Source organism: Pantoea sp. YR525 (assembly GCF_900116775.1).
Classification (GTDB): domain Bacteria; phylum Pseudomonadota; class Gammaproteobacteria; order Enterobacterales; family Enterobacteriaceae; genus Pantoea; species Pantoea symbiotica.
Genome location: NZ_FPBU01000004.1, coordinates 492,208 through 514,128 on the forward strand (window position 1 = coordinate 492,208; position 21,921 = coordinate 514,128).

At 55.5% G+C, this 21,921-nt stretch carries 21 protein-coding genes, 1 pseudogene and 1 other annotated feature; of the genes and pseudogenes, 8 read left to right on the top strand and 14 right to left on the bottom strand.

Annotated elements, in window-relative coordinates:
- Positions 1–54: 54 nt before the first annotated feature.
- From hisIE to hisL, 9 genes are all read right to left on the bottom strand, one after another.
- Positions 55–666, bottom strand: coding sequence for a bifunctional phosphoribosyl-AMP cyclohydrolase/phosphoribosyl-ATP diphosphatase HisIE (gene hisIE / locus BM323_RS11105; protein ID WP_008104832.1), 612 nt, complete (start codon positions 664–666; stop codon positions 55–57).
- Complete coding sequence (gene hisF / locus BM323_RS11110) at positions 660–1,436, bottom strand: imidazole glycerol phosphate synthase subunit HisF (RefSeq protein ID WP_008104829.1); 777 nt, start codon at positions 1,434–1,436, stop codon at positions 660–662. Before hisF ends, hisIE begins: the two co-directional genes overlap by 7 nt.
- A complete protein-coding gene (gene hisA / locus BM323_RS11115; RefSeq protein ID WP_008104827.1) occupies positions 1,418–2,155 on the bottom strand; it encodes a 1-(5-phosphoribosyl)-5-[(5-phosphoribosylamino)methylideneamino]imidazole-4-carboxamide isomerase in 738 nt (245 codons plus the stop codon). Before hisA ends, hisF begins: the two co-directional genes overlap by 19 nt.
- A complete protein-coding gene (gene hisH / locus BM323_RS11120) occupies positions 2,155–2,745 on the bottom strand; it encodes an imidazole glycerol phosphate synthase subunit HisH (RefSeq protein ID WP_008104825.1) in 591 nt (196 codons plus the stop codon). The genes hisA and hisH overlap by 1 nt, the downstream gene beginning before the upstream one ends.
- Complete coding sequence (gene hisB, locus BM323_RS11125) at positions 2,745–3,812, bottom strand: bifunctional histidinol-phosphatase/imidazoleglycerol-phosphate dehydratase HisB (RefSeq protein WP_008104824.1); 1,068 nt, start codon at positions 3,810–3,812, stop codon at positions 2,745–2,747. Before hisB ends, hisH begins: the two co-directional genes overlap by 1 nt.
- Complete coding sequence (gene hisC, locus BM323_RS11130; protein ID WP_008104823.1) at positions 3,809–4,885, bottom strand: histidinol-phosphate transaminase; 1,077 nt, start codon at positions 4,883–4,885, stop codon at positions 3,809–3,811. Before hisC ends, hisB begins: the two co-directional genes overlap by 4 nt.
- Positions 4,882–6,189: a histidinol dehydrogenase gene (gene hisD / locus BM323_RS11135; protein ID WP_008104822.1), complete on the bottom strand. Its 1,308-nt coding sequence runs from the start codon at positions 6,187–6,189 to the stop codon at positions 4,882–4,884. The genes hisC and hisD overlap by 4 nt, the downstream gene beginning before the upstream one ends.
- A 4-nt stretch (positions 6,190–6,193) precedes the next feature.
- Positions 6,194–7,093 carry an ATP phosphoribosyltransferase gene (gene hisG, locus BM323_RS11140; protein WP_008104821.1) on the bottom strand — a complete coding sequence of 300 codons (900 nt, stop codon included), beginning with the start codon at positions 7,091–7,093 and terminating at the stop codon, positions 6,194–6,196.
- Positions 7,094–7,146: 53 nt separating this feature from the next.
- Positions 7,147–7,268, bottom strand: a sequence feature (His leader region).
- Entirely contained in the window at positions 7,244–7,291 is a 48-nt protein-coding gene (gene hisL, locus BM323_RS24305; RefSeq protein ID WP_100396937.1) for a his operon leader peptide, read from the bottom strand. (Overlaps the previous feature by 25 nt.)
- Before the next feature lie 176 nt (positions 7,292–7,467).
- On the opposite strand from hisL, the gene BM323_RS11145 reads away from it, so the two are divergent.
- Positions 7,468–8,295, top strand: coding sequence for an SDR family oxidoreductase (locus BM323_RS11145; RefSeq protein ID WP_008104820.1), 828 nt, complete (start codon positions 7,468–7,470; stop codon positions 8,293–8,295).
- A gap of 39 nt (positions 8,296–8,334) precedes the next feature.
- Here the strand turns inward: BM323_RS11145 and BM323_RS11150 are convergent, their stop codons facing one another.
- The 3 genes from BM323_RS11150 to puuD are packed head-to-tail and all read right to left on the bottom strand — an operon-like array spanning position 8,335 to position 10,955.
- The gene (locus tag BM323_RS11150; protein ID WP_008104819.1) at positions 8,335–9,612 is read right to left on the bottom strand and encodes an NAD(P)/FAD-dependent oxidoreductase; all 1,278 of its coding nucleotides are present in this window, start codon (positions 9,610–9,612) and stop codon (positions 8,335–8,337) included.
- A 24-nt stretch (positions 9,613–9,636) separates the two neighbouring features.
- Positions 9,637–10,194 carry an HTH-type transcriptional regulator PuuR gene (gene puuR, locus BM323_RS11155; protein WP_008104818.1) on the bottom strand — a complete coding sequence of 186 codons (558 nt, stop codon included), beginning with the start codon at positions 10,192–10,194 and terminating at the stop codon, positions 9,637–9,639.
- Positions 10,191–10,955, bottom strand: a complete 765-nt coding sequence (puuD, locus tag BM323_RS11160) for a gamma-glutamyl-gamma-aminobutyrate hydrolase (RefSeq protein WP_008104817.1) — start codon at positions 10,953–10,955, stop codon at positions 10,191–10,193. The genes puuR and puuD overlap by 4 nt, the downstream gene beginning before the upstream one ends.
- Before the next feature lie 213 nt (positions 10,956–11,168).
- Between puuD and BM323_RS11165 the strand changes: the two genes are divergently transcribed.
- Together BM323_RS11165 and BM323_RS11170 are read left to right on the top strand one after the other, a co-directional pair.
- Complete coding sequence (locus BM323_RS11165; RefSeq protein WP_008104816.1) at positions 11,169–12,584, top strand: glutamine synthetase family protein; 1,416 nt, start codon at positions 11,169–11,171, stop codon at positions 12,582–12,584.
- 372 nt (positions 12,585–12,956) lie between these two features.
- Positions 12,957–14,315 carry an APC family permease gene (locus BM323_RS11170; protein ID WP_008104814.1) on the top strand — a complete coding sequence of 453 codons (1,359 nt, stop codon included), beginning with the start codon at positions 12,957–12,959 and terminating at the stop codon, positions 14,313–14,315.
- A gap of 82 nt (positions 14,316–14,397) precedes the next feature.
- Here BM323_RS11170 and ygbI read toward each other — a convergent pair whose 3' ends face one another.
- Positions 14,398–15,159, bottom strand: a complete 762-nt coding sequence (gene ygbI / locus BM323_RS11175; protein WP_008104813.1) for a DNA-binding transcriptional repressor YgbI — start codon at positions 15,157–15,159, stop codon at positions 14,398–14,400.
- Between the two features lie 304 nt (positions 15,160–15,463).
- On the opposite strand from ygbI, the gene ltnD reads away from it, so the two are divergent.
- From ltnD to BM323_RS11200, 5 genes are all read left to right on the top strand, one after another.
- Positions 15,464–16,327 carry an L-threonate dehydrogenase gene (ltnD, locus tag BM323_RS11180; protein WP_052025996.1) on the top strand — a complete coding sequence of 288 codons (864 nt, stop codon included), beginning with the start codon at positions 15,464–15,466 and terminating at the stop codon, positions 16,325–16,327.
- 2 nt (positions 16,328–16,329) lie between these two features.
- Positions 16,330–17,589, top strand: coding sequence for a 3-oxo-tetronate kinase (otnK, locus tag BM323_RS11185; protein ID WP_008104795.1), 1,260 nt, complete (start codon positions 16,330–16,332; stop codon positions 17,587–17,589).
- Positions 17,586–18,212, top strand: a complete 627-nt coding sequence (locus BM323_RS11190) for a 3-oxo-tetronate 4-phosphate decarboxylase (protein WP_008104794.1) — start codon at positions 17,586–17,588, stop codon at positions 18,210–18,212. Before otnK ends, BM323_RS11190 begins: the two co-directional genes overlap by 4 nt.
- On the top strand, positions 18,212–18,991 hold the full coding sequence (locus BM323_RS11195; protein WP_008104793.1) for an HPr family phosphocarrier protein: 780 nt from the start codon (positions 18,212–18,214) through the stop codon (positions 18,989–18,991). Before BM323_RS11190 ends, BM323_RS11195 begins: the two co-directional genes overlap by 1 nt.
- A 117-nt stretch (positions 18,992–19,108) precedes the next feature.
- The gene (locus BM323_RS11200; RefSeq protein ID WP_008104792.1) at positions 19,109–20,461 is read left to right on the top strand and encodes a GntP family transporter; all 1,353 of its coding nucleotides are present in this window, start codon (positions 19,109–19,111) and stop codon (positions 20,459–20,461) included.
- 110 nt (positions 20,462–20,571) lie between these two features.
- Here BM323_RS11200 and BM323_RS24490 read toward each other — a convergent pair.
- Positions 20,572–21,921 (bottom strand): annotated as a pseudogene (locus BM323_RS24490) (hypothetical protein); the annotation flags it as partial.

Sequence of the window (21,921 nt, forward strand, 5' to 3'; positions counted from 1 at the left end):
GCATTCATGCGCACCTGGAAGATTGGTCGCCATGAATGACGACCCTACGGAAAGTTATTTATGACGCGCACGCAGATTATTGATGATGGTGCTCAAATCCAGCTCCTGGTCCTGCAGCAGCACCATCAGGTGATACAGCAAATCAGACGCTTCATTGGTCAGCTCGTGACGATCATTAACCGTTGCTGCCAAAGCGGTTTCCACGCCTTCTTCACCCACTTTCTGCGCGATACGCTTGGTGCCGCTGGCGTACAGCTTCGCGGTATACGAACTCTCTGGATCGGCAGTTTTGCGTGAAGCCAGCAACTGTTCGAGCTGATAAAGGAACGTCCAGTCTGGCGCGGCCGGTGAGAAGCAGCTGGATGTGCCGAGATGGCAGGTTGGGCCAATCGGATTCGCCAGCACCAGCAAGGTATCGTTGTCGCAATCCGGCGTAATGCTCGCCACTTGCAGGAAGTGGCCCGAGGTTTCGCCTTTGGTCCATAAACGATTTTTAGTGCGAGAGAAGAAGGTGACATTGCCCTCGCTGAGGGTTTTATGCAGCGCTTCTTCATTCATATAACCGTGCATCAGCACTTCGCCGGAGACGTTGTGCTGGACGATAACGGGCATCATGCCCGCGGTTTTGACCCAATCCAGCCTGGCCAGTTGTTCTGCAGTTAACACGCGCGAATCTCCACACCGTTGTCGATCAGGAAGTTTTTCAACTCGCCGATATTGATAATTTGTTTGTGAAACACCGAAGCCGCCAGCGCACCATCGACGTTCGCCTGCTCAAAGGCTTCGAGGAAGTGCGGCATGGTGCCTGCGCCGCCAGAAGCGATCAGCGGCACTTTGCAGACATCGCGCACTTTCTTCAGCTGCACCAGATCGTAGCCGTTACGCACGCCATCCTGGTTCATCATGTTGAGGACGATTTCGCCTGCGCCCAGCTTCTGCACTTCCTGCACCCAATCGAGGGTTTCCCACGTGGTCACTTTGGTGCGCGCTTCATCGCCGGTGTACTGATTGACGTGATATTTGCCGCTCGTTTCGTCAAACCAGGTATCGATACCTACCACGATGCACTGCACGCCAAAGCGATCGGCCAGGCGTGTAATCAGCGTAGGATCGGCTAATGCCGGCGAGTTTATCGAAATCTTGTCGGCACCGAACTGCAGAATGCGCGCCGCGTCTTCTTCGCTCTTAATGCCGCCCGCCACGCAGAAAGGAATATCAATCACTTCCGCTACGCGCGAGACCCAGCTTTTGTCCACGACGCGGCCATCCGATGAGGCGGTGATATCGTAGAACACCAGCTCATCCGCTCCTTCCTGCGCATAGCGCTGCGCCAGCGGCACGATGTCGCCGATGATTTCGTGGTTGCGGAACTGAACGCCTTTCACCACTTGCCCGTCACGCACATCAAGACAAGGAATTATCCGTTTTGCCAGCATGCAATCGCCTCCGCCACCGTGAATTTATCTTCCAGTAAAGCGCGACCAACGATCACGCCCTGCGCGCCGCTGCCGCGTAACGCCGCGATGTCATCCAGCGAACCGATGCCACCCGAAGATTGGAAAGCGATGTCCGGGAAGGCCGCAGAGACTTCTTTATACAGTTCGACGTTGGAGCCGCTCAGCGTACCGTCACGCGAAATATCGGTGCACAGCACATGTTTGAGGCCAACCGGCTGATACCAGCCGATTACCTCTTCCAGCGTTACGCCCGCCGCTTCCTGCCAGCCGCTGATCGCCACTTCTTTGCGGTTGTTGGCATCAATGCGCACATCCAATGCCAGCACGATGGCGTCCGCGCCAAACTCGCTGAACCAGCTTTTTACTTCTTCCGGTTGCTTCACCGCGGTGGAACCCACTACCACACGCGTAGCGCCCGCTGCCAGCAGCGCCGCCACGTCATCGCGATTGCGGATGCCGCCGCCAACCTGCACCGGCACGTTCACGCCGCGCAGTAAGGTGGTGAGCAGGGGAATCTGGCGTTTGGCCGGGTCTTTCGCGCCGGTCAAATCCACCAGATGCAGCACTTCAGCGCCCTGACGTTGGTAATCCTGTAAGCGCGGCAGCGGATCGCTACCGTAATCGCGCTGCTGGCCGTAATCGCCCTGATGCAGGCGCACCACTTTGCCGTCGATTAAATCTAATGCGGGGATAATCATCACATCTCCAGGAAATTTTTCAGCAACTGCGCGCCTGCTTTGCCCGAACGCTCCGGGTGGAACTGCACGCCGAAGAAGTTATCTTTCTGCAGGGCAGCAGTGAACGGATGACCGTAATCGCACTGCGCGATGGTGGCCGCATTCACCGGCATGGCGTAGCTGTGCACGAAGTAGAAGTAGCTGCCATCGGGAATGTCGCGGAACAGATGATGGCCCGCTTTGGCGGTGATCTGGTTCCAGCCCATGTGCGGCAGCGGTAAATCCTGCGTGTCCATCAGCGTGACCGGCTCATCAACCAGCCCGAGCGTGGTTACGCCGCCGTTTTCATCGCTCCCGCGACCGAGCAGCTGCATGCCAAGGCAAATGCCGAGAACCGGCTGAGTACAGGCTTTGATCAGATCGATAAGATCGCGCTCCTGCAGCTGGTTCATCGCTGCCTGCGCGGTGCCAACGCCGGGCAGCAGCAGCTTGTCGGCATGCAGCACCACATCCGGGTCGCGGCTCACCTGCGGCGTGTAGCCGAGGCGCTCAATGGCCCACTTCACCGACGATAGGTTGGCGCAGCCGGTATCGAGGATCACCACGTTCATCACAGCACTCCTTTCGAGCTCGGCAAGGTGTTGCCTTCCACGCGAATCGCCTGGCGCAGCGTGCGGCCAAAGGCTTTAAACAGGCTTTCCACACGATGGTGATCGTTGCGGCCTTTGGTTTTCAGGTGCAGCGTGCTCATCATGGCGTAGGAGAGGGAGCTGAAGAAGTGCTCGACCATCTCGGTGCTGAGATCGCCCACGCGCTGGTAGCTGAACTCGGCTTTGAATTCGATGTGCGGGCGGCCGGAGATATCCAGCGCGCAGCGCGCCAGGCACTCATCCATCGGCAGCACGAAGCCGAAACGGCCGATGCCACGTTTGTCACCCAGCGCTTTCAGCAGCGCTTCGCCGAGCGCCAGACCGGTATCTTCCACGGTGTGGTGATCGTCGATGTAGAGATCGCCTTTAACATCAATGTTCATGCGGAAGCCGCCGTGCACTGCAATCTGGTCCAGCATGTGATCAAAGAAACCGACGCCGGTGTTAATTTTGCTGCCGCCTTCGCGATCCAGCCACACTTCGACTTTAATTTGCGTCTCTTTGGTGTTGCGCTGCACCAGCGCATAACGATCGCGCTTGGTCAGACGCGCCTGAATCGCATCCCAGTCTTCGCCTTCCGCGCCGTAACGCAGGCCCTGAATGCCCATGTTCTGCGCCAGCTGGATATCGGTGAGGCGGTCGCCAATCACGTAGCTGTTAGCGGTATCGATCGCACCAGCGGCCAGCCAGGCTTCAACCATTTTAGTCTTCGGCTTGCGGCAATCGCAGTTATCTTCCGGCATATGCGGGCAGATCAGGATGTCGCTGAAATTCACGCCTTGTGAGCTGAGAATCTGCATCATCAGGTTGTGCGGGCCGTCGAAATCGGCCTGCGGGAAGCTAGCGGTGCCGAGGCCATCCTGATTGGTGATCATCACCAGTTGATAACCCGCTTCCTGCAACGCCAGCAGCGCAGGAATGGCGTTCTTCTCAAACGCCAGCTTCTCCATGCGATCCACCTGATAATCGGTGGGTGGCTCAGAAATGATGGTGCCGTCGCGGTCGATAAAAAGGATCTTCTGACTCATGCTTGCTCCACTGATAAGGCTTGCAGCGCGGCGATCAGGCGCTCGCACTCTTCACGGGTGCCGATGGAGATGCGCAGGCATCCCGCAAGGCCGGGGTTTTTGTTTTGGTCGCGCAGAATAATGCCTTGATCCCACAGCGTTTTAAACACTTTTGGCGAATCAGTGAAGTGCGCCAGTATGTAGTTGGTTTCGCTCGGGAACACCTGCTGCACCACGCTAATCTGCGGCAACTGTTCAAACAGCCAGGCACGATTGGCGTTCAGCTCGGCAACGTGCTGACGCATCAGCGCAATACCTTGCTCGCTCAGCGCTTGTCCGGCCACATCCGCCACAGGCGTGGCGAGCGGATAGGGCGCAATCACCTTCAGCAGCAGATCGATCACCGGCTTGTTCGCCAGGGTAAAGCCGCAGCGTAAACCGGCCAGCGCAAAGGCTTTGGACAGCGTGCGCAGAATCACTAAGTGCGGATACTCCTGCAGCCAGCCCGCCAGCGTCGCTTCCGGGCAGAACTCGATATAGGCCTCATCGGCTACCAGCAACGCTTTACCGGCGGTCATATCCAGCAATTTGCGAATGTCATCGGGATTGATCAAGTTGCCGGTCGGATTGTTCGGGCTGCACATATAGACGACTTTCACGCCGTCGAGCTGGTCAGCAATTGCCGGCAGATTCAGCTGCCAGTCATCGAGTGCCGCCACGGTGCGGTATTCGATGCCGATGGTTTCCGCACTGACGCTGTACATGCCATAGGTTGGCGGGCAGAACAGAATGGCATCTTTGCCCGGCTCACAGAAGGCACGCATCAGCAGTTCGATACCTTCATCCGCGCCGCGGCTCACCAGAACCTGCTCCGGCGTCAAACCGGCGTAAGCGGCGTAACGCTCGATGACAATCTTCGGCTGGCATTCCGGATAGCGATTCAGCGTTTGCTGCGACAGCTCAAACGGTACCGGCAGCGGGAATTCGTTAGCGTTCAGCCACACATCACCGTTACCACCCAGACGACGCGCCGATTGATACGGCGTCAGCGCTCGCACGTTGGCGCGCGCTAACTCTTCAATATTCAGGCTCATGCTTGCTCCTTCAGCGCGGCAACACGCAGGGTAACGGCATTTTTATGGGCTTCCAGCTGCTCGGCGGCAGCCAGCGTTTCAATCGTTGCGGCAAGATTGAGGAAGCCTTGCGGCGTCAGCTCTTGCACCGTCATACGTTTCTGGAAATCGGCCAGGCCGAGGCTGGAACAGGTGGCGGTGTAACCGTAGGTCGGCAGCACGTGGTTGGTGCCTGAAGCGTAATCGCCCGCCGATTCCGGTGACCAGTCGCCAAGGAACACCGAACCGGCGCTGGTGATGCTTTCTACCAGATCGCGCGGTTGGCGCGTCTGAATGATCAAGTGCTCAGGACCGTACAGATTGGAGATCTCGATGCACTGATCCAAATCGCGCAGCACAATCAGTCTGCTGCTCTCTAACGCCTGACGCGCGGTAGCGGCGCGTGGCAGCTGCGCCAGCTGCTCTTCAACCGCTTGCGCCACACCTTCGGCCAGTTGCAGCGAAGGCGTCAACAGAATCACCTGCGAATCCGGGCCGTGTTCCGCCTGCGACAGCAAATCGGATGCCACGAAAGCGGGCGTAGCACCTTCATCGGCAATCACCAATACTTCGGATGGACCGGCCGGCATATCGATCGCCGCACCATCTAAACGCTGGCTAACCTGACGTTTGGCTTCGGTCACATACGCGTTGCCTGGGCCAAAAATCTTGTCCACTTTCGGCACGGTTTCGGTGCCGAAGGCGAGGGCGGCAATAGCTTGCGAGCCGCCAACCTGAAACACCTCTTTAACGCCGCACAGCTGTGCTGCATAAAGAATTTCATCGGCAATCGGCGGTGGCGAGCACAGCACCACGCGACCGCAACCGGCGATGCGCGCTGGTGTCGCCAGCATCAATACGGTTGAGAACAGCGGGGCGGAACCGCCAGGAATGTACAAACCCACCGATTTAACCGGTCGGGTAATCTGCTGGCAGCGTACGCCGGGCTGCGTTTCCACATCCACTTCCGCCAAAATCTGCGCGTTGTGGAAGGTCTCGATATTAGCCATGGCGGCGGCCATCGCCTGCTTCAGCGTGTCGCTCAGACGATCGCTGGCGGCTTGCATCTCTTCGGCGGTGACGCGCAGGTTATCCACCTGCGCTTTGTCGAAGCGCGCGCTAAATTCACGCAGCGCCGCATCACCACTCTCTTTAACTTGTACTAATACATCGCGCACGATCTGGCTGATACTTTCTGAAGCCGAAATCGCCGGACGCATCAGCAGCGCTTGCTGCTGCTCTGCGCTGCATTGCTGCCAATCAATGGGTGTCATCAGAGTGCTCATGGTGTTACTCCAACATTTTTTCGATTGGCAGTACGAGGATCGAGCTGGCACCCAGCGACTTCAGCTTCTCCATGGTTTCCCAGAACAGCGTTTCGCTGCTCACCATGTGCATCGCCACGCGGCTCACATCACCTGCCAGCGGCAGCACGGTTGGACGTTCAGCGCCCGGCAGCAGCGCAATCACTTCATCCAGACGTTCGCTTGGCGCGTGCAGCATGATGTACTTGGATTCACGCGCTTTAATCACGCCCTGAATACGCGTCATCATTTTGTCGACCAGCTCTTGCTTGGCGGCAGGCAATTCGCCGTCGCGCTGAATCAGCACCGCTTTAGAACGGTAGATCACTTCGACTTCGCGCAGACCGTTAGCTTCCAGCGTGGCGCCGGTTGAAACCAGGTCACAAATCGCATCGGCCAGGCCAGCGCGAGGAGCAACTTCGACAGAACCGTTCAGCAGGCAGGATTTAAAGGCGACGCCTTGTTTATCGAGGTATTTCTTCAGCAGGTGTGGATAAGAGGTGGCGATGCGGGCGTTATTCAGGCATTGCGGGCCGGTATACTCTTCATCAACCGGCATCGCCAGCGACAGACGACAACCGCCGAAATCCAGACGACGCAGCGTGAAGTAACGCGGATCTTCGCCCTGAGCACGACGGTTCAGCAGCTCCTCTTCCAGTACGTTTTCACCGACGATACCGAGATCGACGACGCCATCCATGACCAGGCCAGGAATATCGTCATCGCGCACACGAAGGATGTCGATCGGCATGTTCTCCGCAAACGCAATCAGACGCTGCTGTTGAAGGTTGATTTTGATACCGCAGCGTGCCAGCAGTTCGCGTGATTCATCACTTAAACGGCCAGATTTCTGCATAGCTATGCGAATACGGGTGTTATCTAACATGGTTCCTGTCCTCTTATTCAATCCTGTCTGAACGTGTTGGTTTGCGTTCGCCCATAAAAAAACCCCCGGAAGATGATCTTCCGGGGGCTCTCTTTGCGTTCGCACCACTGGAAGATCCTAATCGTCTCCCAGCACACATCGCCTGAAAGACTAGTCAGGATGATGGTGATGATGGTGGTTGAACTGAACGCGTGTCATAGTAAATTCCGTTGCTGAATGAGTATTCATTTGCGTGCTGAATAACCTAACGAAGATGGTGACAATTGGCAACCCTTTTTTAACCGTCAATTTCCGGAATCTCCCGAAACAGTTTGCGCTGGTTTGGCACATCTACCCGCACTAAGATGAAGTGTGAGCCCATAGCAGGAGTCGATATGAAAAAGGTCGCGATTGTAGGTCTGGGATGGCTGGGTATGCCGCTGGCGATGGCGCTAACGGCACGCGGCTGGCAGGTAACCGGCAGTAAAACCTCGCCGGATGGCGTGGATGCCGCACGCCGCTGTGGCATCGAAGCCTTCCAACTGGTGCTGACGCCCGAGCTGGAGTGTGAAGCCGAAGAGTTAGATGCACTGATGGCAGTGGATGCGCTGGTGGTGACTTTGCCCGCCAGCCGCACGGTGAAAGGCGGTGAAGATTACATGCAGGCGGTGCAGAACGTAGTGGACACCGCGCTGGCGAAAAAAGTCCCGCGTATTATTTTCACCAGCTCTACATCGGTATACGGCAGCGGCGAAGGTGTAATGAAAGAGACGAGCCCACTGCAGCCGGAAACCGTCGCCGGCAAAACGCTGGTGGAGTTGGAAAACTGGCTGCACGATCTGCCGGGCACCAGCGTGGATATTGTGCGCCTCGCCGGATTAGTCGGGCCGAATCGTCATCCAGGTCGTTTCCTCGCAGGCAAAACCGGGCTGGAAAACGGCGGTCATGCGGTCAATCTGGTGCATCTCGATGATGTGGTGGATGCGATTGTCCTGTTGCTGCAAACCCCAAAAGGCGGGCACGTTTACAATCTGTGTGCATCGAAACACCCATCGCGCGATAGCTTTTATCCCAGCGTGTCGAAGCAGCTGGGGCTTGAACCACCAACGTTTGCGGCTGAGCCGGAGCGTTCAAACGGCAAGGTGATTGATGGATCGAAAATCGCTAATGAGCTGGGGTTTGAGTACACCTATGATGACCCGATGAAAATGCCGTTGGAATGACAATGTAGGGTCGCCATTCATGGCGACCTGGTCAAAACCTCACACCCCAAACCGATCCCGCAACGCATACCATGCCGCCCCCATCGCTGTGAGCGGCACCTTAAACCGTCTCCCACCCGGAAACGGCAGATGCGGCAATTTCGCAAACGCATCAAATCTCTCCGCATGCCCGCGCAAGACCTCAGCAATCAATTTCCCCGAAAGATGGGTGCAAGTCACGCCATGTCCGCTGTCGCCTTGCATAAAGAACGCGTTCTTCTCGACTTGGCCAAACTGCGGCATGCGCGATAGCGTAAGCAGGAAATTGCCGCTCCAGCGGTGGCTGATTTTGATATCCCGCAACTGCGGAAAGGTGCGCAGCAGCTTGGGACGAATCAGCGCTTCGATGTCATCCGGTTCGCGCGCACCATACACCACGCCGCCGCCGTAGAGCAGGCGGTTATCGGCGGTGAGGCGGAAGTAATCCAGCAGATAGTTACAGTCTTCAACGCAGTAATTGTTCGGCAGCAAACCCAGCGCCTGGTCACGCGTTAAAGGTTCGGTGGTGACGATTTGCGAACCGCACGGCATGCTTTTGCGCGTCAGGCGCGGTTCAAGCTGGGATGGCAAATAGGCGTTCCCGGCAAATATCACGAAGGTGGCTGTGACTTCGCCTTTGGCGGTTTTTATCCGATGCGGCGCGCCATATTTCACTTCAATCGCCGCCGACTGCTCATAAATACGCCCGCCGTGACGGCGAATCGCTTCCGCTTCACCCAGCGCCAGATTAAGCGGATGCAGATGGCCGCCGCGCTTATCGAGTAAGCCACCGACGTAGCGATCGGTCGCCACTTCGCGCCGAATGCCGCGTTCATCGAGTAATTCCAAATCATGATTGCCGTAACGCGCCCAAAGTGCTTTTTGGCTGCGCAGATGGCCCATTTGCCGTTGATTCAGTGCGGCAAAAATGCCGCCGGGACGATAGTCGCAGGCGATAGCGTAGCGATCGATGCGGTCGCGAATGATCTCTGCGCCTTCAAACATCATGCTGCCGAGCATCTGTGCAGTTTGTTTGCCGTAGCGCTGCTCAATCACATCCACGTCGCGGCTGTAGGAATTGACGACCTGGCCGCCATTGCGGCCGCTGGCGCCAAAGCCGATTTTTGCCGCTTCGATCAGCACCACGTCGTAACCGGCTTCGGTGAGAAACAGCGCGGACGAGAGCCCGGTAAAGCCGCCGCCAATGATGCAGACATCGCACTGCACCGACTCTTGCAGCTCCGGCCACGGCTCATGCGCGTTGGCGGTAGCAGCGTAATAACTTCCCACATGTTGCATTACATCCTCCTTAAGCGCGAAACCTTAGAAATTGGCGGGCGTATGCGCGCTAACAATGCGACACGGTTGATCTGAGGTATTGGTAAAACTGTGCGGCAAGCCGGTATCAATCACATAGCTTTCACCGCGATAGAGATGGTAACTCTGGCCGTTGACCACCAGCGTGATTTCACCTTCCAGCACCGTGCCGGTTTCCTCGCCGGGATGGCGTAACTTCTCGCCAGTACTGGCGCCGGGTTCATAACGCTCCAGCAGCATCGCCAGCGCGCGTCGCGCGGCACCGTTATCGATCAGCATCAGCGATACACCAAGGCTGCCGATCTCCACGCACTCTTCCGGGCGCACGATCACGCGCGGCGTGGCATTGATTTTGGGTTCGGAGAAAAACTCCGATAGCGATAGCCCGTAAACTTTCAGCAGCTTCTGTAAGGTGCTGACGGCCGGGCTGACTTTGTCCTGTTCGATAGTGCTAATGGCGCTGTGCGTTAAACCTGATAACTCAGCGACGCGACGCTGAGACAATCCCAACTCCTGCCGGATCTGCGATAAGCGACGTCCGGGTGCCAGAGTGGCATCATTCATGGCTGTTTTTCCTTGTGATAACAGACAGCGGCGTGGATAAAGGCCGTAAACAAACGGCGCGAGACCGGATCGCGGTCGGAGTGCCACTCCGGATGCCATTGCACCGCGAGGGCGAAAGGGTGCTTCGGCAGGCTAACCGCTTCAATTAGCCCATCGGGCGCGCGCGCTTCCACGCGCAGCAGCGGACCGGTTTCACGGATGCCTTGTCCGTGCAGCGAGTTGACCGCAAAGGGTTCGGCGCTGCCCAGCAGTTGGCTCAGCATGCCATCTACTTCTGGCTGCACGTCATGTACCGGCGCGTATTGCTCATCCAGCGGCAGCGCATCGTCTTCGCGGTGCTCCTGGAATAGATGTGTCATATGCAGCTGGCGATACAGCGCACCGCCGTTGGCGACCACCAGCTCCTGCAAGCCACGACAGATGCCGAACATCGGCATCTTTTTACCGATGGCATGTGTGATAAGCCCGAAGGCAAGGCGATCGCGCGCCGGATCGGCATGCGCCTCTTTACCGTCTTCGCCGTAATGCCAGGGTTCGATGTTGCTGGGGCTGCCGGTCAGCAAAATGCCATCCAGCACGGTCATACTGTTTTCTAATAGATGAGGCGCCTGCGTCAGTTGATGCGGCAATGGCAGCGGCACGCCACCGGCAAGCACGATTGCGTCGAGATATTTGTTGTGAACCGTTTGCCCTGGATGGTTGCCAATTAAGTTCTGGCACATCACTACGCCAATCAAGGGCTTGTCAAAAATAATGCCCATAACGTCTCCGCGTTGCTGTTCAATATTTTCGCCGGAAATGCGCGGCTGGCCTGTAAAGTGTGCAATATTTTGTCAATCTAGCAACCGATCGTTCATTCCTCAAACAGAATTGTTACATTTGCACACTTTTTGCGTTAGAGCTATGTTAGAGGAGTGGCTGTTATTTTGAGCATTACGCGCACCAATATTAAACGGTAAAGGGCGGGTGGGATCATGACGAACCTCGTAGAAGTAGAAGACTTCACGCGACATAGTGAAGAGAAACGAACAAGCGCGTTCCAGCTGGAGGTCAAAACCTGGCTGGAACGCCATCCTGAAACGCAGTATGTCGATATTCTTCTTAATGATTTAAATGGGGTATTTCGCGGTAAACGCATTCCCATCTCCGCATTGGCAAAACTGGAAAAAGGGTGTTACTTCCCAGCTTCGGTTTTCGCGATGGATATTCTCGGTAACACCGTCGAAGACGCCGGACTTGGACAGTCACTCGGCGAACCCGACCACCTCTGCATGCCGGTTCCCGGAACCTTAATTCCTTCTGCCGCCGATCCCACGCACATCGCCCAGCTGTTGCTGACCATGTGTAACCAAGATGGCACTCCCTTTGACGTTGAACCCCGTAATGTCCTTAATCGGCTGTGGCAACAGCTGCGCAATCGAGGATTGTTCCCGGTGGTAGCGGTAGAGCTGGAGTTCTATCTGGTGGATAAAAAGCGCGATGCCGAGGGCTTTATTCAGCCGCCGTGCTCGCCGGGCAGCGACGAACGCAATATGCAGAGCCAGGTCTATTCGGTGGATAATCTCGATCACTTCGCCGACGTTCTGCGGGATATCGACCATTTAGCTAAGCTGCAAGGTATTCCCGCCGATGGCGCGCTGGCGGAAGCTTCACCTGGCCAGTTCGAAATCAACCTGCATCATACGCGCGACGTGCTGAAAGCCTGTGACCATGCTATTCAGCTGAAACGGCTGGTGCGTCAGGTAGCGGAAAATCACGGCATGACCGCGACTTTCATGGCTAAACCTTACGAAGAGTACGCAGGCAGCGGCATGCATGTGCACATCAGCATGCTGGATGCCGCCGATCATAACACCTTCGCGCTGGATGACGGCAGCGATTCGCCGCTGATGAAACGCGCGCTGGCGGGCATGATCGATCTGATGCCTGCTTCGATGGCGTTGCTGGCGCCGAATGTGAACGCCTATCGCCGCTTCCTGCCGGAAGCCTATGTGCCGCTGCAGGCATCGTGGGGACATAACAACCGTACGGTGGCGTTGCGCGTGCCTTGTGGCGATGCGGATAACCATCGCATTGAGTATCGCGTGGCCGGTGCGGATGCAAATCCCTATCTGGTAGTGTCAACTATTCTTGCCGGTATTTTGCACGGTCTGGATAACCAGCTACCCTTACCGCATCCGGTGCAGGGCAATGGACATGAAGCAGAAGGGCTGGCATTGCCGATTCGGCAGAGCGATGCGCTGTATGAATTCGAGAATAGCTACCCGCTGCAGAAGCTGTTAGGCGAGCGTTTTAGCGGCGTGTGGCACAGCTGTAAACAGTACGAACTGATGCAGTTTGAGCGCTTAATCACCTCAACAGAAATCGACTGGATGCTGAAGAACGCCTGACGCAGGAAGATTTGATCTAACGTCTTGTGCCGATGGCATAAGTTGGGGCAAAATACGCGCCCTGCAAAATGAGAAACATAACCGACGCTTATCCCGTCGGTTATTTTTTTGCATGATGTACTCACTGACTTTCAAACGAGGCCGGACACGCATCCGGATAGATAGATACTGACAAACACGCTTGTGCGTGAGATTTGAGGAAAACAAAGATGGGACTGTTTAACATTGCACCAGCTCAGGCTGGTTCTCGCTTCCGTGATGACTACGGCGCCGCGACAATCGCAAACTCTTATATCACTTCTCACTGCAGCAAATTGCGCAGTAGCCCTGTAGCCCAACCGATCGCGGTTGTCGTCTGCGGGGGCCTGAACAATGTCGCTTAACACCTCTGCCGCACCTCAGCGTGCACATCTGAAAAAATCCCTGACCTTGATCCCGGTTGTCATGATGGGCCTGGCGTATATGCAGCCAATGACCCTGTTTGATACCTTCGGTATCGTGTCTGGATTGACCGACGGCCACGTCGCCACCGCTTATGCTTTCGCCCTGATTGCGATTCTGTTTACTGCCGTGAGCTACGGCAAGCTGGTACGCCGCTTCCCATCTGCGGGCTCCGCTTACACCTATGCTCAAAAGGCAATCAGTCCGCACGTCGGCTTTATGGTTGGCTGGTCATCACTGCTGGACTACTTGTTCATGCCGATGATCAACATCCTGCTGGCGAAAAGCTACTTTGAGACGCTGGTGCCGGGCATTCCGTCGTGGATTTTCGTGGTGCTGCTGGTGGCCTTTATGACCATCTCCAACCTGCGTGGAATCAAAACCGTTGCCAACTTCAACAGCGTGATCGTGGTGCTGCAAGTGGTGGTAATGGTAGTGATCACCGGCATGGTGGTTTACGGTGTGGCACACGGTGTTGGCGCAGGAACCTTGACCAGCAGCAAACCGTTCTGGTCTGAGAATGCACACGTAGTACCGATGATTACCGGTGCGACCATTCTCTGCTTCTCGTTCCTTGGCTTTGACGGTATCAGTTCGCTGTCAGAAGAGACCAAAGATGCTGAACGCACTATCCCGCGCGCGATTTTCCTCACCGCGCTGATTGGTGGTGTGATCTTTATCGGTGTCTCTTACTTCCTGCAGTTGTACTTCCCGGACATCTCACGCTTCACCAATCCGGACTCTTCACAGCCAGAGATCATGCTGTTCGTGGCGGGTAAAGCGCTGCAGATTGGCATCCTGATCTTCTCGGTGGTGACGGTGCTGGCATCGGGTATGGCGGCGCACGCAGGCGTTTCGCGTCTGATGTACGTGATGGGCCGTGATGGCGTGTTCCCACAGCGTTTCTTTGGCTTCATCCATCCAACCTATCGCACGCCGTCACTGAACGTGCTGCTGGTGGGTGGTGTGGCGCTGCTGGCAATCAACTTCGACCTGGTAACCGCAACTGCGCTGATTAACTTCGGTGCACTGGTCGCATTCACCTTTGTGAACCTGTCGGTGATTGCGCAGTTCTGGATCCGTGAGAAACGTAACAAGACGCTGAAAGATCACCTCAACTATCTGGTGCTGCCGGTGATGGGCGCCCTGACTGTCGGTGCGTTGTGGATTAACCTGGAAGAGACCTCAATGGTGCTCGGCCTGGTGTGGGCAGCGATTGGTATTATTTACCTCGCGTTTGTTACCCGCACCTTCCGCAACCCGGTTCCGCAGTTCAGCGAAGAAGTGTGATTTAAATGACCAGGTGCGCATGAATGCGCACCCTACATAGTAGGGTCGCCATTCATGGCGACCTGGTTTAAAACCGTAAAACCTAGCTCGCCAACACCAACTCCCAGCTCCCCGCACTCAACGCTTCGCGTCCCGCTTTACTCAATTCCGCATCGGTAATCAAGGTATCAAAGCGCTCCAGCGGCAACGCCAGATGCGTCGCAATCTTGTTGTACTTCGAACTGTCGCTTAACAACACGCGCTTACTACTGACATCACTCGCCGCCTGCTTCACCGGCACCTTATCTTCATCCGGCGTATACAGCCCGCGCGGGCCCCAGCAGGACGCGGAGATAAATGCGATATCGATCGCCAACTGGCGCAAACTGCGTGCAGCTGCTTCACCGACGCTGGAACGGTTCTCACGACACACCGTGCCGCCAGTGTGAATCAGCTTGCAGCCGCTGCTTTCCATCAGCAGGCGCGCAATCACGAAATCATTGGTCACCACCAGCAAGTCATCACGCTCAACCAGCTCGCGCGCCAGCGCCAGGGTGGTGGTACCGGCATCGATATAGATGCAGCTATTGCGCGGAATATGGCGCGCGGCATATTGACCAATCGCCATCTTCTCGCCGCTGTACATATTGGTTTTCGCCAGATGCGACGGCTCCGCCGCCAGGCGATCTGCCGAGCGCACGCCGCCCGAAACTGACAACACCGCGCCTTGCTCTTCCAGCTTCTGCACGTCGCGACGTATCGTCATATGCGACACACCCAACCGCTCAGTGAGCTCGGCAATACTGACAACGCCGCGTTCGCCAACCAGCGCTAAAATTTGTTGATGACGTTCAACCGGAATCACATTGCTCTCCCTGAATTATCATTTTTTCACATTGTAGATCATCGATTCACAGCCCGCAGCACAATTTATCTAGCCAGAATTTAAGCAGAAATCCCGTATCTATAGGGTGCGGCGCGCTAACCTCCGCCTGTGAATCCATGTTAAGCGTTGCGCAGTGAAGTTAATTTTTGTGATATCACGCACGTTTATTCGCCACTAACTGCGGCAGACTTAACACCAATGAACAAATTATCACTTAAATTAACAATGGAGGTTTGCTGTGTCAGCAACCGTGAATAACATCGGCGTGATTGGTTTAGGTTCCATGGGCATGGGTGCAGCGCAGTCTTGCATCCGTGCAGGATTAAATACCTGGGGTGTTGATCTCAATCCGCAGGCGCTGGAAACCCTGCGTCAGGCCGGTGCGCGTGATGCGCAGACCTCCGCTGCCAGCTTTGCCGCTGAACTCGATGCGGTGTTGCTGCTGGTGGTGAATGCCGCGCAGGTTAAAGCGATTCTGTTTGGTGAAAACGGCGTGGCGGCGCAGCTCAAGCCCGGCACCGTGGTGATGGTCTCTTCTACCATCTCTTCACAGGATGCGCAGGCGATTGAACAACAGCTGGCGCAGCATCAACTGCTGATGCTGGATGCACCGGTTTCCGGCGGCGCAGCTAAAGCGGCGGTGGGTGAGATGACCGTGATGGCCTCCGGCAGCGACGAAGCTTTTGCCCTGCTGAAGCCAGTGCTGGATGCGGTGGCGGCGAAAGTCTATCGCGTGGGCAGCGAAATCGGTCTCGGCTCAACCGTCAAAATCATTCATCAGCTGCTGGCGGGCGTGCACATTGCCGTTGGCGCTGAAGCGATGGCGCTGGCCGCCCGCGCCGGTATTCCGCTCGACACCATGTATGACGTGGTCACCAACGCCGCCGGTAACTCGTGGATGTTTGAGAACCGCATGCGTCACGTGGTGGATGGCGATTATTCGCCGAAATCAGCGGTCGATATCTTCGTTAAAGATCTTAATCTGGTGGCGGATACCGCCAAGTCGCTGCACTTCCCGCTGCCGCTGGCCTCCACTGCGCTCAACATGTTTACCGAAGCCAGCAACGCCGGTCACGGTCGTGAAGATGACAGCGCGGTGATCAAGATCTTCAGCGGCATCACGCTGCCGCAGGCGAAGGAGAAGTAATCATGCGTTTAGGCGTCATTGCAGACGATTTTACCGGTGCGACCGACATCGCCAGTTTTCTGGTGCAGAACGGTCTGCCGACCATCCAGTTCAACGGCGTGCCGGAAAGTCACGACGAACTGAGTGCGCAGGCGATTGTGATCAGCCTGAAGTCGCGCTCATGCCCGGCGCAGCAGGCGATCGATCAGTCGCTGGCGGCGCTGCAGTGGCTGCAACAGCAGGGCTGCGATCGTTTCTACTTCAAATATTGCTCCACCTTCGATAGCACCGAGCAGGGCAATATTGGCCCGGTAACCGATGCGCTGCTGGCGGCGTTGGGCGAAACGCAAACGGTGATCTCGCCATCGCTGCCGGTTAACGGTCGCACGGTGTATCAGGGCTATCTGTTTGTTGCCGATCAGCTGCTGTCCGAATCGGGCATGCGCCACCATCCGGTAACGCCAATGACCGACAGCAACCTGGTGCGTTTAATGACGCGCCAGGCCAAAGGTCAGGCGGCGGTGATCAACGCGGCGCAGCAGGATCAAGGTGCCGATGCGGTACGTGCGCAGCTGGATACCTTGAAAGCACAGGGCATCAACTATGTGGTGCTGGACGCGCTGCACGAACAGCACTTGCTGACGCAGGGCGAAGCGCTGAAAGAGACGCGTCTGGTAACCGGCGGTTCAGGCCTGGCGATTGGTATCGCTCGCGCCTGGGCGACGCAGCAGCAGAACAGCGACGCTGAACACGCTGGGCGTCCGCAAGGCGAGCGCGCGGTAGTGATCTCTGGCTCTTGCTCTCAGATGACCAATCGTCAGGTGCAGGCGTATCGCCAGCAAGCTCCATCACACGAAGTTCTGGTGGAGCGCTGCTTGGACAACGCCGAAAGCTATGCGCAGGAACTCTGTGATTGGGTGGAAGCGCATCATCAGCCCGATCTGGCGCCCTTGCTGTTTGCTACCGCCGATGCGCAGCAGCTGCAAGCCATTCAACAGCAATACGGCGCGGCTCGCAGCAGTGAAGCGGTTGAGCAGCTGTTTGCTGCGGTAACGCGTGAGCTGAAAAGCCGTGGCTGGCAGCGCTTTATTGTCGCCGGTGGTGAAACCTCGGGCGTGGTGGCACAAAGCCTTGGCGTCACCGCATTCCATATTGGCCCAATGATTTCGCCGGGCGTGCCGTGGGTGCGCGACATCCATCAGCCGCTGTCGCTGGCGCTGAAATCCGGCAACTTTGGCGACGAACAGTTCTTTGCCCGCGCACAACAGGAGTTTTCAGCATGACGGAACAACAAGCACGCGAAGAAATGGTGCAGCTCGGCGCGTCCTTCTTTCAACGCGGATACGCCACCGGTTCGGCAGGCAACCTGTCGCTGCTGCTGGAAGATGGTAACTTGCTGGCGACGCCAACCGGCTCCTGCCTCGGCGAATTGCAGGCCGATCGTCTGTCGAAAGTGACGATTCAGGGCGAATGGATCTCCGGCGACAAGCCATCGAAAGAAGTGGCTTTTCACCGCGCGCTCTACCTGAATAATCCTGAGTGCAAAGCGGTGGTGCATCTGCACAGCCACTATTTGACGGCGCTCTCGTGCCTGAACGATCTCGACACTGATAATTGTATTCGCCCGTTCACGCCCTACGTGGTGATGCGCGTGGGTGATGTGCCGGTGGTGCCTTACTACAAGCCGGGCGATCAGCGACTGGCCGACGATCTGGCCAATCTGGCCTCGCGTTATAACGCCTTCCTGCTGGCCAATCACGGTCCGGTGGTGGTGGGCAAATCCCTGCGCGAAGCCGCCAATAACACCGAAGAACTGGAAGAGACCGCGCGTCTGATGTTTACGCTCGGCGACCGTTCGATTCGTTATTTGACCGATAGCGAAGTCGCGGAATTGAGGAATTTCTAATGCCTAAGTTTGCAGCCAATTTATCTACCCAGTTCGGTGAGCTACCGTTTATCGAACGCTTTGCCGCCGCCGCTAACGCCGGTTTTCGCGCGGTGGAATTCCTGTTCCCGTATGACTTTCCTGCCGAGGTGATTAAAGCCGAGCTGGAGAAACATCAGCTCGAACTGGTGCTGTTCAACACTGCCGCAGGCAACGTGCAGGCGGGCGAGTGGGGCGTTTCTGCTATTCCGGGCCGTGAACAGGAAGCGCGTGTCGATATCGATAGCGCGCTGGAATACGCGCTGGCGCTTAATGTGCCGCAGGTGCATGTAATGGCGGCAACGGTGCCAAACGGTGCCGATCGTGCAGCCTATGAAGAGACCTTTGTGCGCAATATGCATTACGCCAGTAAGCGTTTTGCTCCGCACGGCATTCGTCTGCTGCTGGAAGCGCTCAATCCGGTTACCAAGCCGAATTATCTCTACTCCAGCCAGTATCAGACGCTGGCGATGATGGAGCGTATCGATCGGCCCAATGTCTTTACCCAGCTCGATCTGTTCCATGCGCAGCTGGTGGACGGCAATCTGACCCATCTGATTCGCGAATACGCCGGTCGTTATCGCCATATCCAGATCGCCTCTGCGCCGCATCGTCACGAACCGGATGAAGGCGAGATCAACTATTCCTATCTGTTCAACCTGCTGGATGAAGTGGGCTACGACGGTTGGGTGGGATGTGAATATATCCCGCGCGGCCGCACCGAAGCGGGCCTTGGCTGGTTCGCGCCTTACGCTAAATAACCCCTGTTTTACCGCCCAACGCAGCGGCTTTGCACGCTGTGTTGGGCAAGTCTTACCTCAATTCGTCAATGCCAGAAATAACCATACTAATAAATAGATATAAATCAGAGGGATACCATGTCTACCGCATTGTTGTTAGCTATAGCTACTGCCAGCATCGTGATCTTGCTGTTGCTGGTGATTAAAACCAAAGTTCACCCCTTTGTGGCGCTGCTGATTGTCAGCCTGCTGGTGGCGATTGCTACCGGCATTCCCGCCGACAAAATCATGGAAACCATCTTTAGCGGGATGGGGAATTTGCTGGGGCATATCACCATTATCATCGTGCTGGGGGCGATGCTCGGCGCAGTGATTGAAGCATCGGGCGGTGCGGAGTCGCTGGCGCAACGCTTCAGTAAATCGCTGGGCATCAAGCGTACGGTGGCGGCGCTGACCATGGCGGCGTTTATCCTCGGTATTCCGGTGTTCTTCGAAGTTGGCTTCATCATCGTGATTCCGCTGATTTATGGCTTCACTAAAGTGGCACGCGTGTCACCGCTGAAGTTTGGCTTGCCAATGGCGGGCGTGATGCTGACGGTGCACGTAGCACTGCCAACGCATCCGGGCGCTGCAGCGGCGGCGGGTATTCTGCACACCGATATGGGCTGGCTGATGATGCTCGGAATCCTGATCTCGATTCCGGTCGGTATCGTCGGTTACTACGTGGCTAAAGCGATGAACCTGCGTCAATACCATCTTTCCGTTGATGTGCTGGAGCAGCTGCAGCTGGCGAAGCCGGAAGGTAAGCCGAAAAATGACGCGCCACCGCCGGGTGCGCTGATGATTACCGGCCTGATTGTCGTGCCGATTCTGTTAATCGTCATGGGAACGGTAGCGCACACCACGCTGGCTGAAGGCAGCACATTGCGCTCGGTGATGACGGTTATCGGAACCCCAGCGATTGCGCTGCTGATTGCATTGGGACTGGCGGCGTGGCTGCTCGGCGTGCGTCGCGGCTGGAGCAAAGAGAAGTTAGAAGATCTCACCGGTCGTGCGATTCCCAGCTCTGCCAGCGTGATTCTGGTGGCGGGTGCGGGCGGTGCGTTTGGTAAGGTGCTGGTGGAATCGGGCGTAGGCAAAGCGCTGGCGCTGACGCTGGAAACCTTGCATCTGCCGCTGGTGCCGGCTGCGTTCATTCTGTCGCTGGCGCTGCGTGCGTCGCAGGGATCGGCAACGGTCGCCATTTTAACCACTAGTGGTTTACTGAGCCAGGCAGTGGGCGATGTGACGGATATGCAGCGTGTGCTGGTGACACTGGCGGCCTGTTTCGGTGGTTTAGGCTTGTCGCACGTTAATGACGCCGGTTTCTGGGTGGTGACGCGCTACTTGGGTTTGTCAGTCGCCGACGGTTTGAAAACCTGGACGGTATTGACCACGATTATGGGATTAAGCGGCTTTGTGCTGACGTGGTTGGTTTGGGGCATGATTTAAATAACGTGTTTAATTCCGTGCATCAATTGTGATATTCGGGATTGAAATAAAAACGCTGTGTCATTAATTAAAAAATGACACAGCGTTAATTTACGTTACTTCAGAGCAAATCAGATTATTTCAACTTTAACATCTGACTGCACCAGCAGCTCTGCATTCTCACCATTGTGGTTATAAACCTCATATTTTACACCCGCAACGGTAATGGTGCCTTTTTGATGCGTCCACTGCTCGATATCACCACCTTCCGGCATAATATCTTTCAGTTGAATAACATCATTTTTATCGCCCTGAATCATCAGTTGCGTGGTATCAGCTTCAGTGAAAAGACCTTCCTCTCCATAAGTCAGCAAATCTTCCACGGTGATAACTTTGGTGGTGCTTTCACCATCTTGCAGGTCAATAATCGCTTTGGTTTCGACAAGGCCATTTAACTCAACCTTGCTGTCATCATGGGCAGCGATGTTGGCGCTATTACTGTTGTAACCGTAATCGGGGTTTACTGGGTTATTTCCCCATATAACGTTATCAATCAGGATATTACTTCGCCCATAGTTTTCGATCTCAACACGATAAATTTGTAGACCAGCAGGTGCAGTATAATTTACATAGCCATTGTAATTACCATAATGCAATCTATTGTCATATGCATCATAAAAAATAACGCCGGCAGCAGTTTCCATACTAAATTGGATGTCAGAGGTCTGACCTACAGTAAAGCTAAATAAATCAGTATCAGGTGAAATTTTCATCTTTCCGCTTTGACTATAAAGCACTCCGTCTAGAACTCGAAAATTATTCTGTCCTGCACCCGCACTAAATACATCTCCGTCAGCAACGTTATGGTCAAAATATGCGCTACCTTTTTGTGAGATACTGGACATGCCAGTATTAATGCCTTGAATAGCAATCCCACCTTTATCTCTGTAAGAAATTCTTACTTGACCAATTAATTCACCTTGTGGCGCTACAAAACCTGATGAAAACAAAGCCCCACTAATTGATACACCCCCTTTCCTAAGGAAATCTGAGGCTCCCAAATATTTACCTGTGGGGCTGTAATAATCTAAACCAGCAAAACCATTGTTTGAAAGCCCAGCAATTGTCATATAAAAATCAGTAGCAGGGGGGGTATCAAAAATAACTTTATGTATAGAAGTATCATCGCCACCCCATAACTTAAGGGCACCTAACTCCTTTTTAACTAAAGTATGGTTTGTAGAGAATGCCGCACCGGACACTAATTTTATGGAGCCCCCTTCTGGTATCCTGAAAGTGTATCCTGATTGAAATTGCCTTCCTGCTCCATTGATGATTGCATCATCATGGAAGTTGTTAACATAAAAGCCTTCACCCGTTTTTCCAGTACCCACCAACGTAAACCTGGCTTCATTTGAAGGGTCGCTGACGCCTGCTGATTTTACTTCTCTTGCGGTGATACTGTGGAAACCTGAAGAATA

What these genes read in the sequence shown, in the direction of transcription:
- hisG (WP_008104821.1), bottom strand. Translation starts at nt 7,093, where the DNA reads ATGTTAGATAACACCCGTATTCGCATAGCTATGCAGAAATCTGGCCGT.
- BM323_RS11150 (WP_008104819.1), bottom strand. Translation starts at nt 9,612, where the DNA reads ATGCAACATGTGGGAAGTTATTACGCTGCTACCGCCAACGCGCATGAG.
- hisC (WP_008104823.1), bottom strand. Translation starts at nt 4,885, where the DNA reads ATGAGCCTGAATATTGAAGAGTTAGCGCGCGCCAACGTGCGAGCGCTG.
- BM323_RS11195 (WP_008104793.1), top strand. Translation starts at nt 18,212, where the DNA reads ATGCCTAAGTTTGCAGCCAATTTATCTACCCAGTTCGGTGAGCTACCG.
- puuD (WP_008104817.1), bottom strand. Translation starts at nt 10,955, where the DNA reads ATGGGCATTATTTTTGACAAGCCCTTGATTGGCGTAGTGATGTGCCAG.
- hisF (WP_008104829.1), bottom strand. Translation starts at nt 1,436, where the DNA reads ATGCTGGCAAAACGGATAATTCCTTGTCTTGATGTGCGTGACGGGCAA.
- otnK (WP_008104795.1), top strand. Translation starts at nt 16,330, where the DNA reads ATGCGTTTAGGCGTCATTGCAGACGATTTTACCGGTGCGACCGACATC.
- ltnD (WP_052025996.1), top strand. Translation starts at nt 15,464, where the DNA reads ATGGGCATGGGTGCAGCGCAGTCTTGCATCCGTGCAGGATTAAATACC.
- BM323_RS11165 (WP_008104816.1), top strand. Translation starts at nt 11,169, where the DNA reads ATGACGAACCTCGTAGAAGTAGAAGACTTCACGCGACATAGTGAAGAG.
- BM323_RS11190 (WP_008104794.1), top strand. Translation starts at nt 17,586, where the DNA reads ATGACGGAACAACAAGCACGCGAAGAAATGGTGCAGCTCGGCGCGTCC.
- BM323_RS11170 (WP_008104814.1), top strand. Translation starts at nt 12,957, where the DNA reads ATGTCGCTTAACACCTCTGCCGCACCTCAGCGTGCACATCTGAAAAAA.
- hisH (WP_008104825.1), bottom strand. Translation starts at nt 2,745, where the DNA reads ATGAACGTGGTGATCCTCGATACCGGCTGCGCCAACCTATCGTCGGTG.
- hisD (WP_008104822.1), bottom strand. Translation starts at nt 6,189, where the DNA reads ATGAGCACTCTGATGACACCCATTGATTGGCAGCAATGCAGCGCAGAG.
- puuR (WP_008104818.1), bottom strand. Translation starts at nt 10,194, where the DNA reads ATGAATGATGCCACTCTGGCACCCGGACGTCGCTTATCGCAGATCCGG.
- BM323_RS11145 (WP_008104820.1), top strand. Translation starts at nt 7,468, where the DNA reads ATGAAAAAGGTCGCGATTGTAGGTCTGGGATGGCTGGGTATGCCGCTG.
- hisA (WP_008104827.1), bottom strand. Translation starts at nt 2,155, where the DNA reads ATGATTATCCCCGCATTAGATTTAATCGACGGCAAAGTGGTGCGCCTG.
- BM323_RS11200 (WP_008104792.1), top strand. Translation starts at nt 19,109, where the DNA reads ATGTCTACCGCATTGTTGTTAGCTATAGCTACTGCCAGCATCGTGATC.
- hisB (WP_008104824.1), bottom strand. Translation starts at nt 3,812, where the DNA reads ATGAGTCAGAAGATCCTTTTTATCGACCGCGACGGCACCATCATTTCT.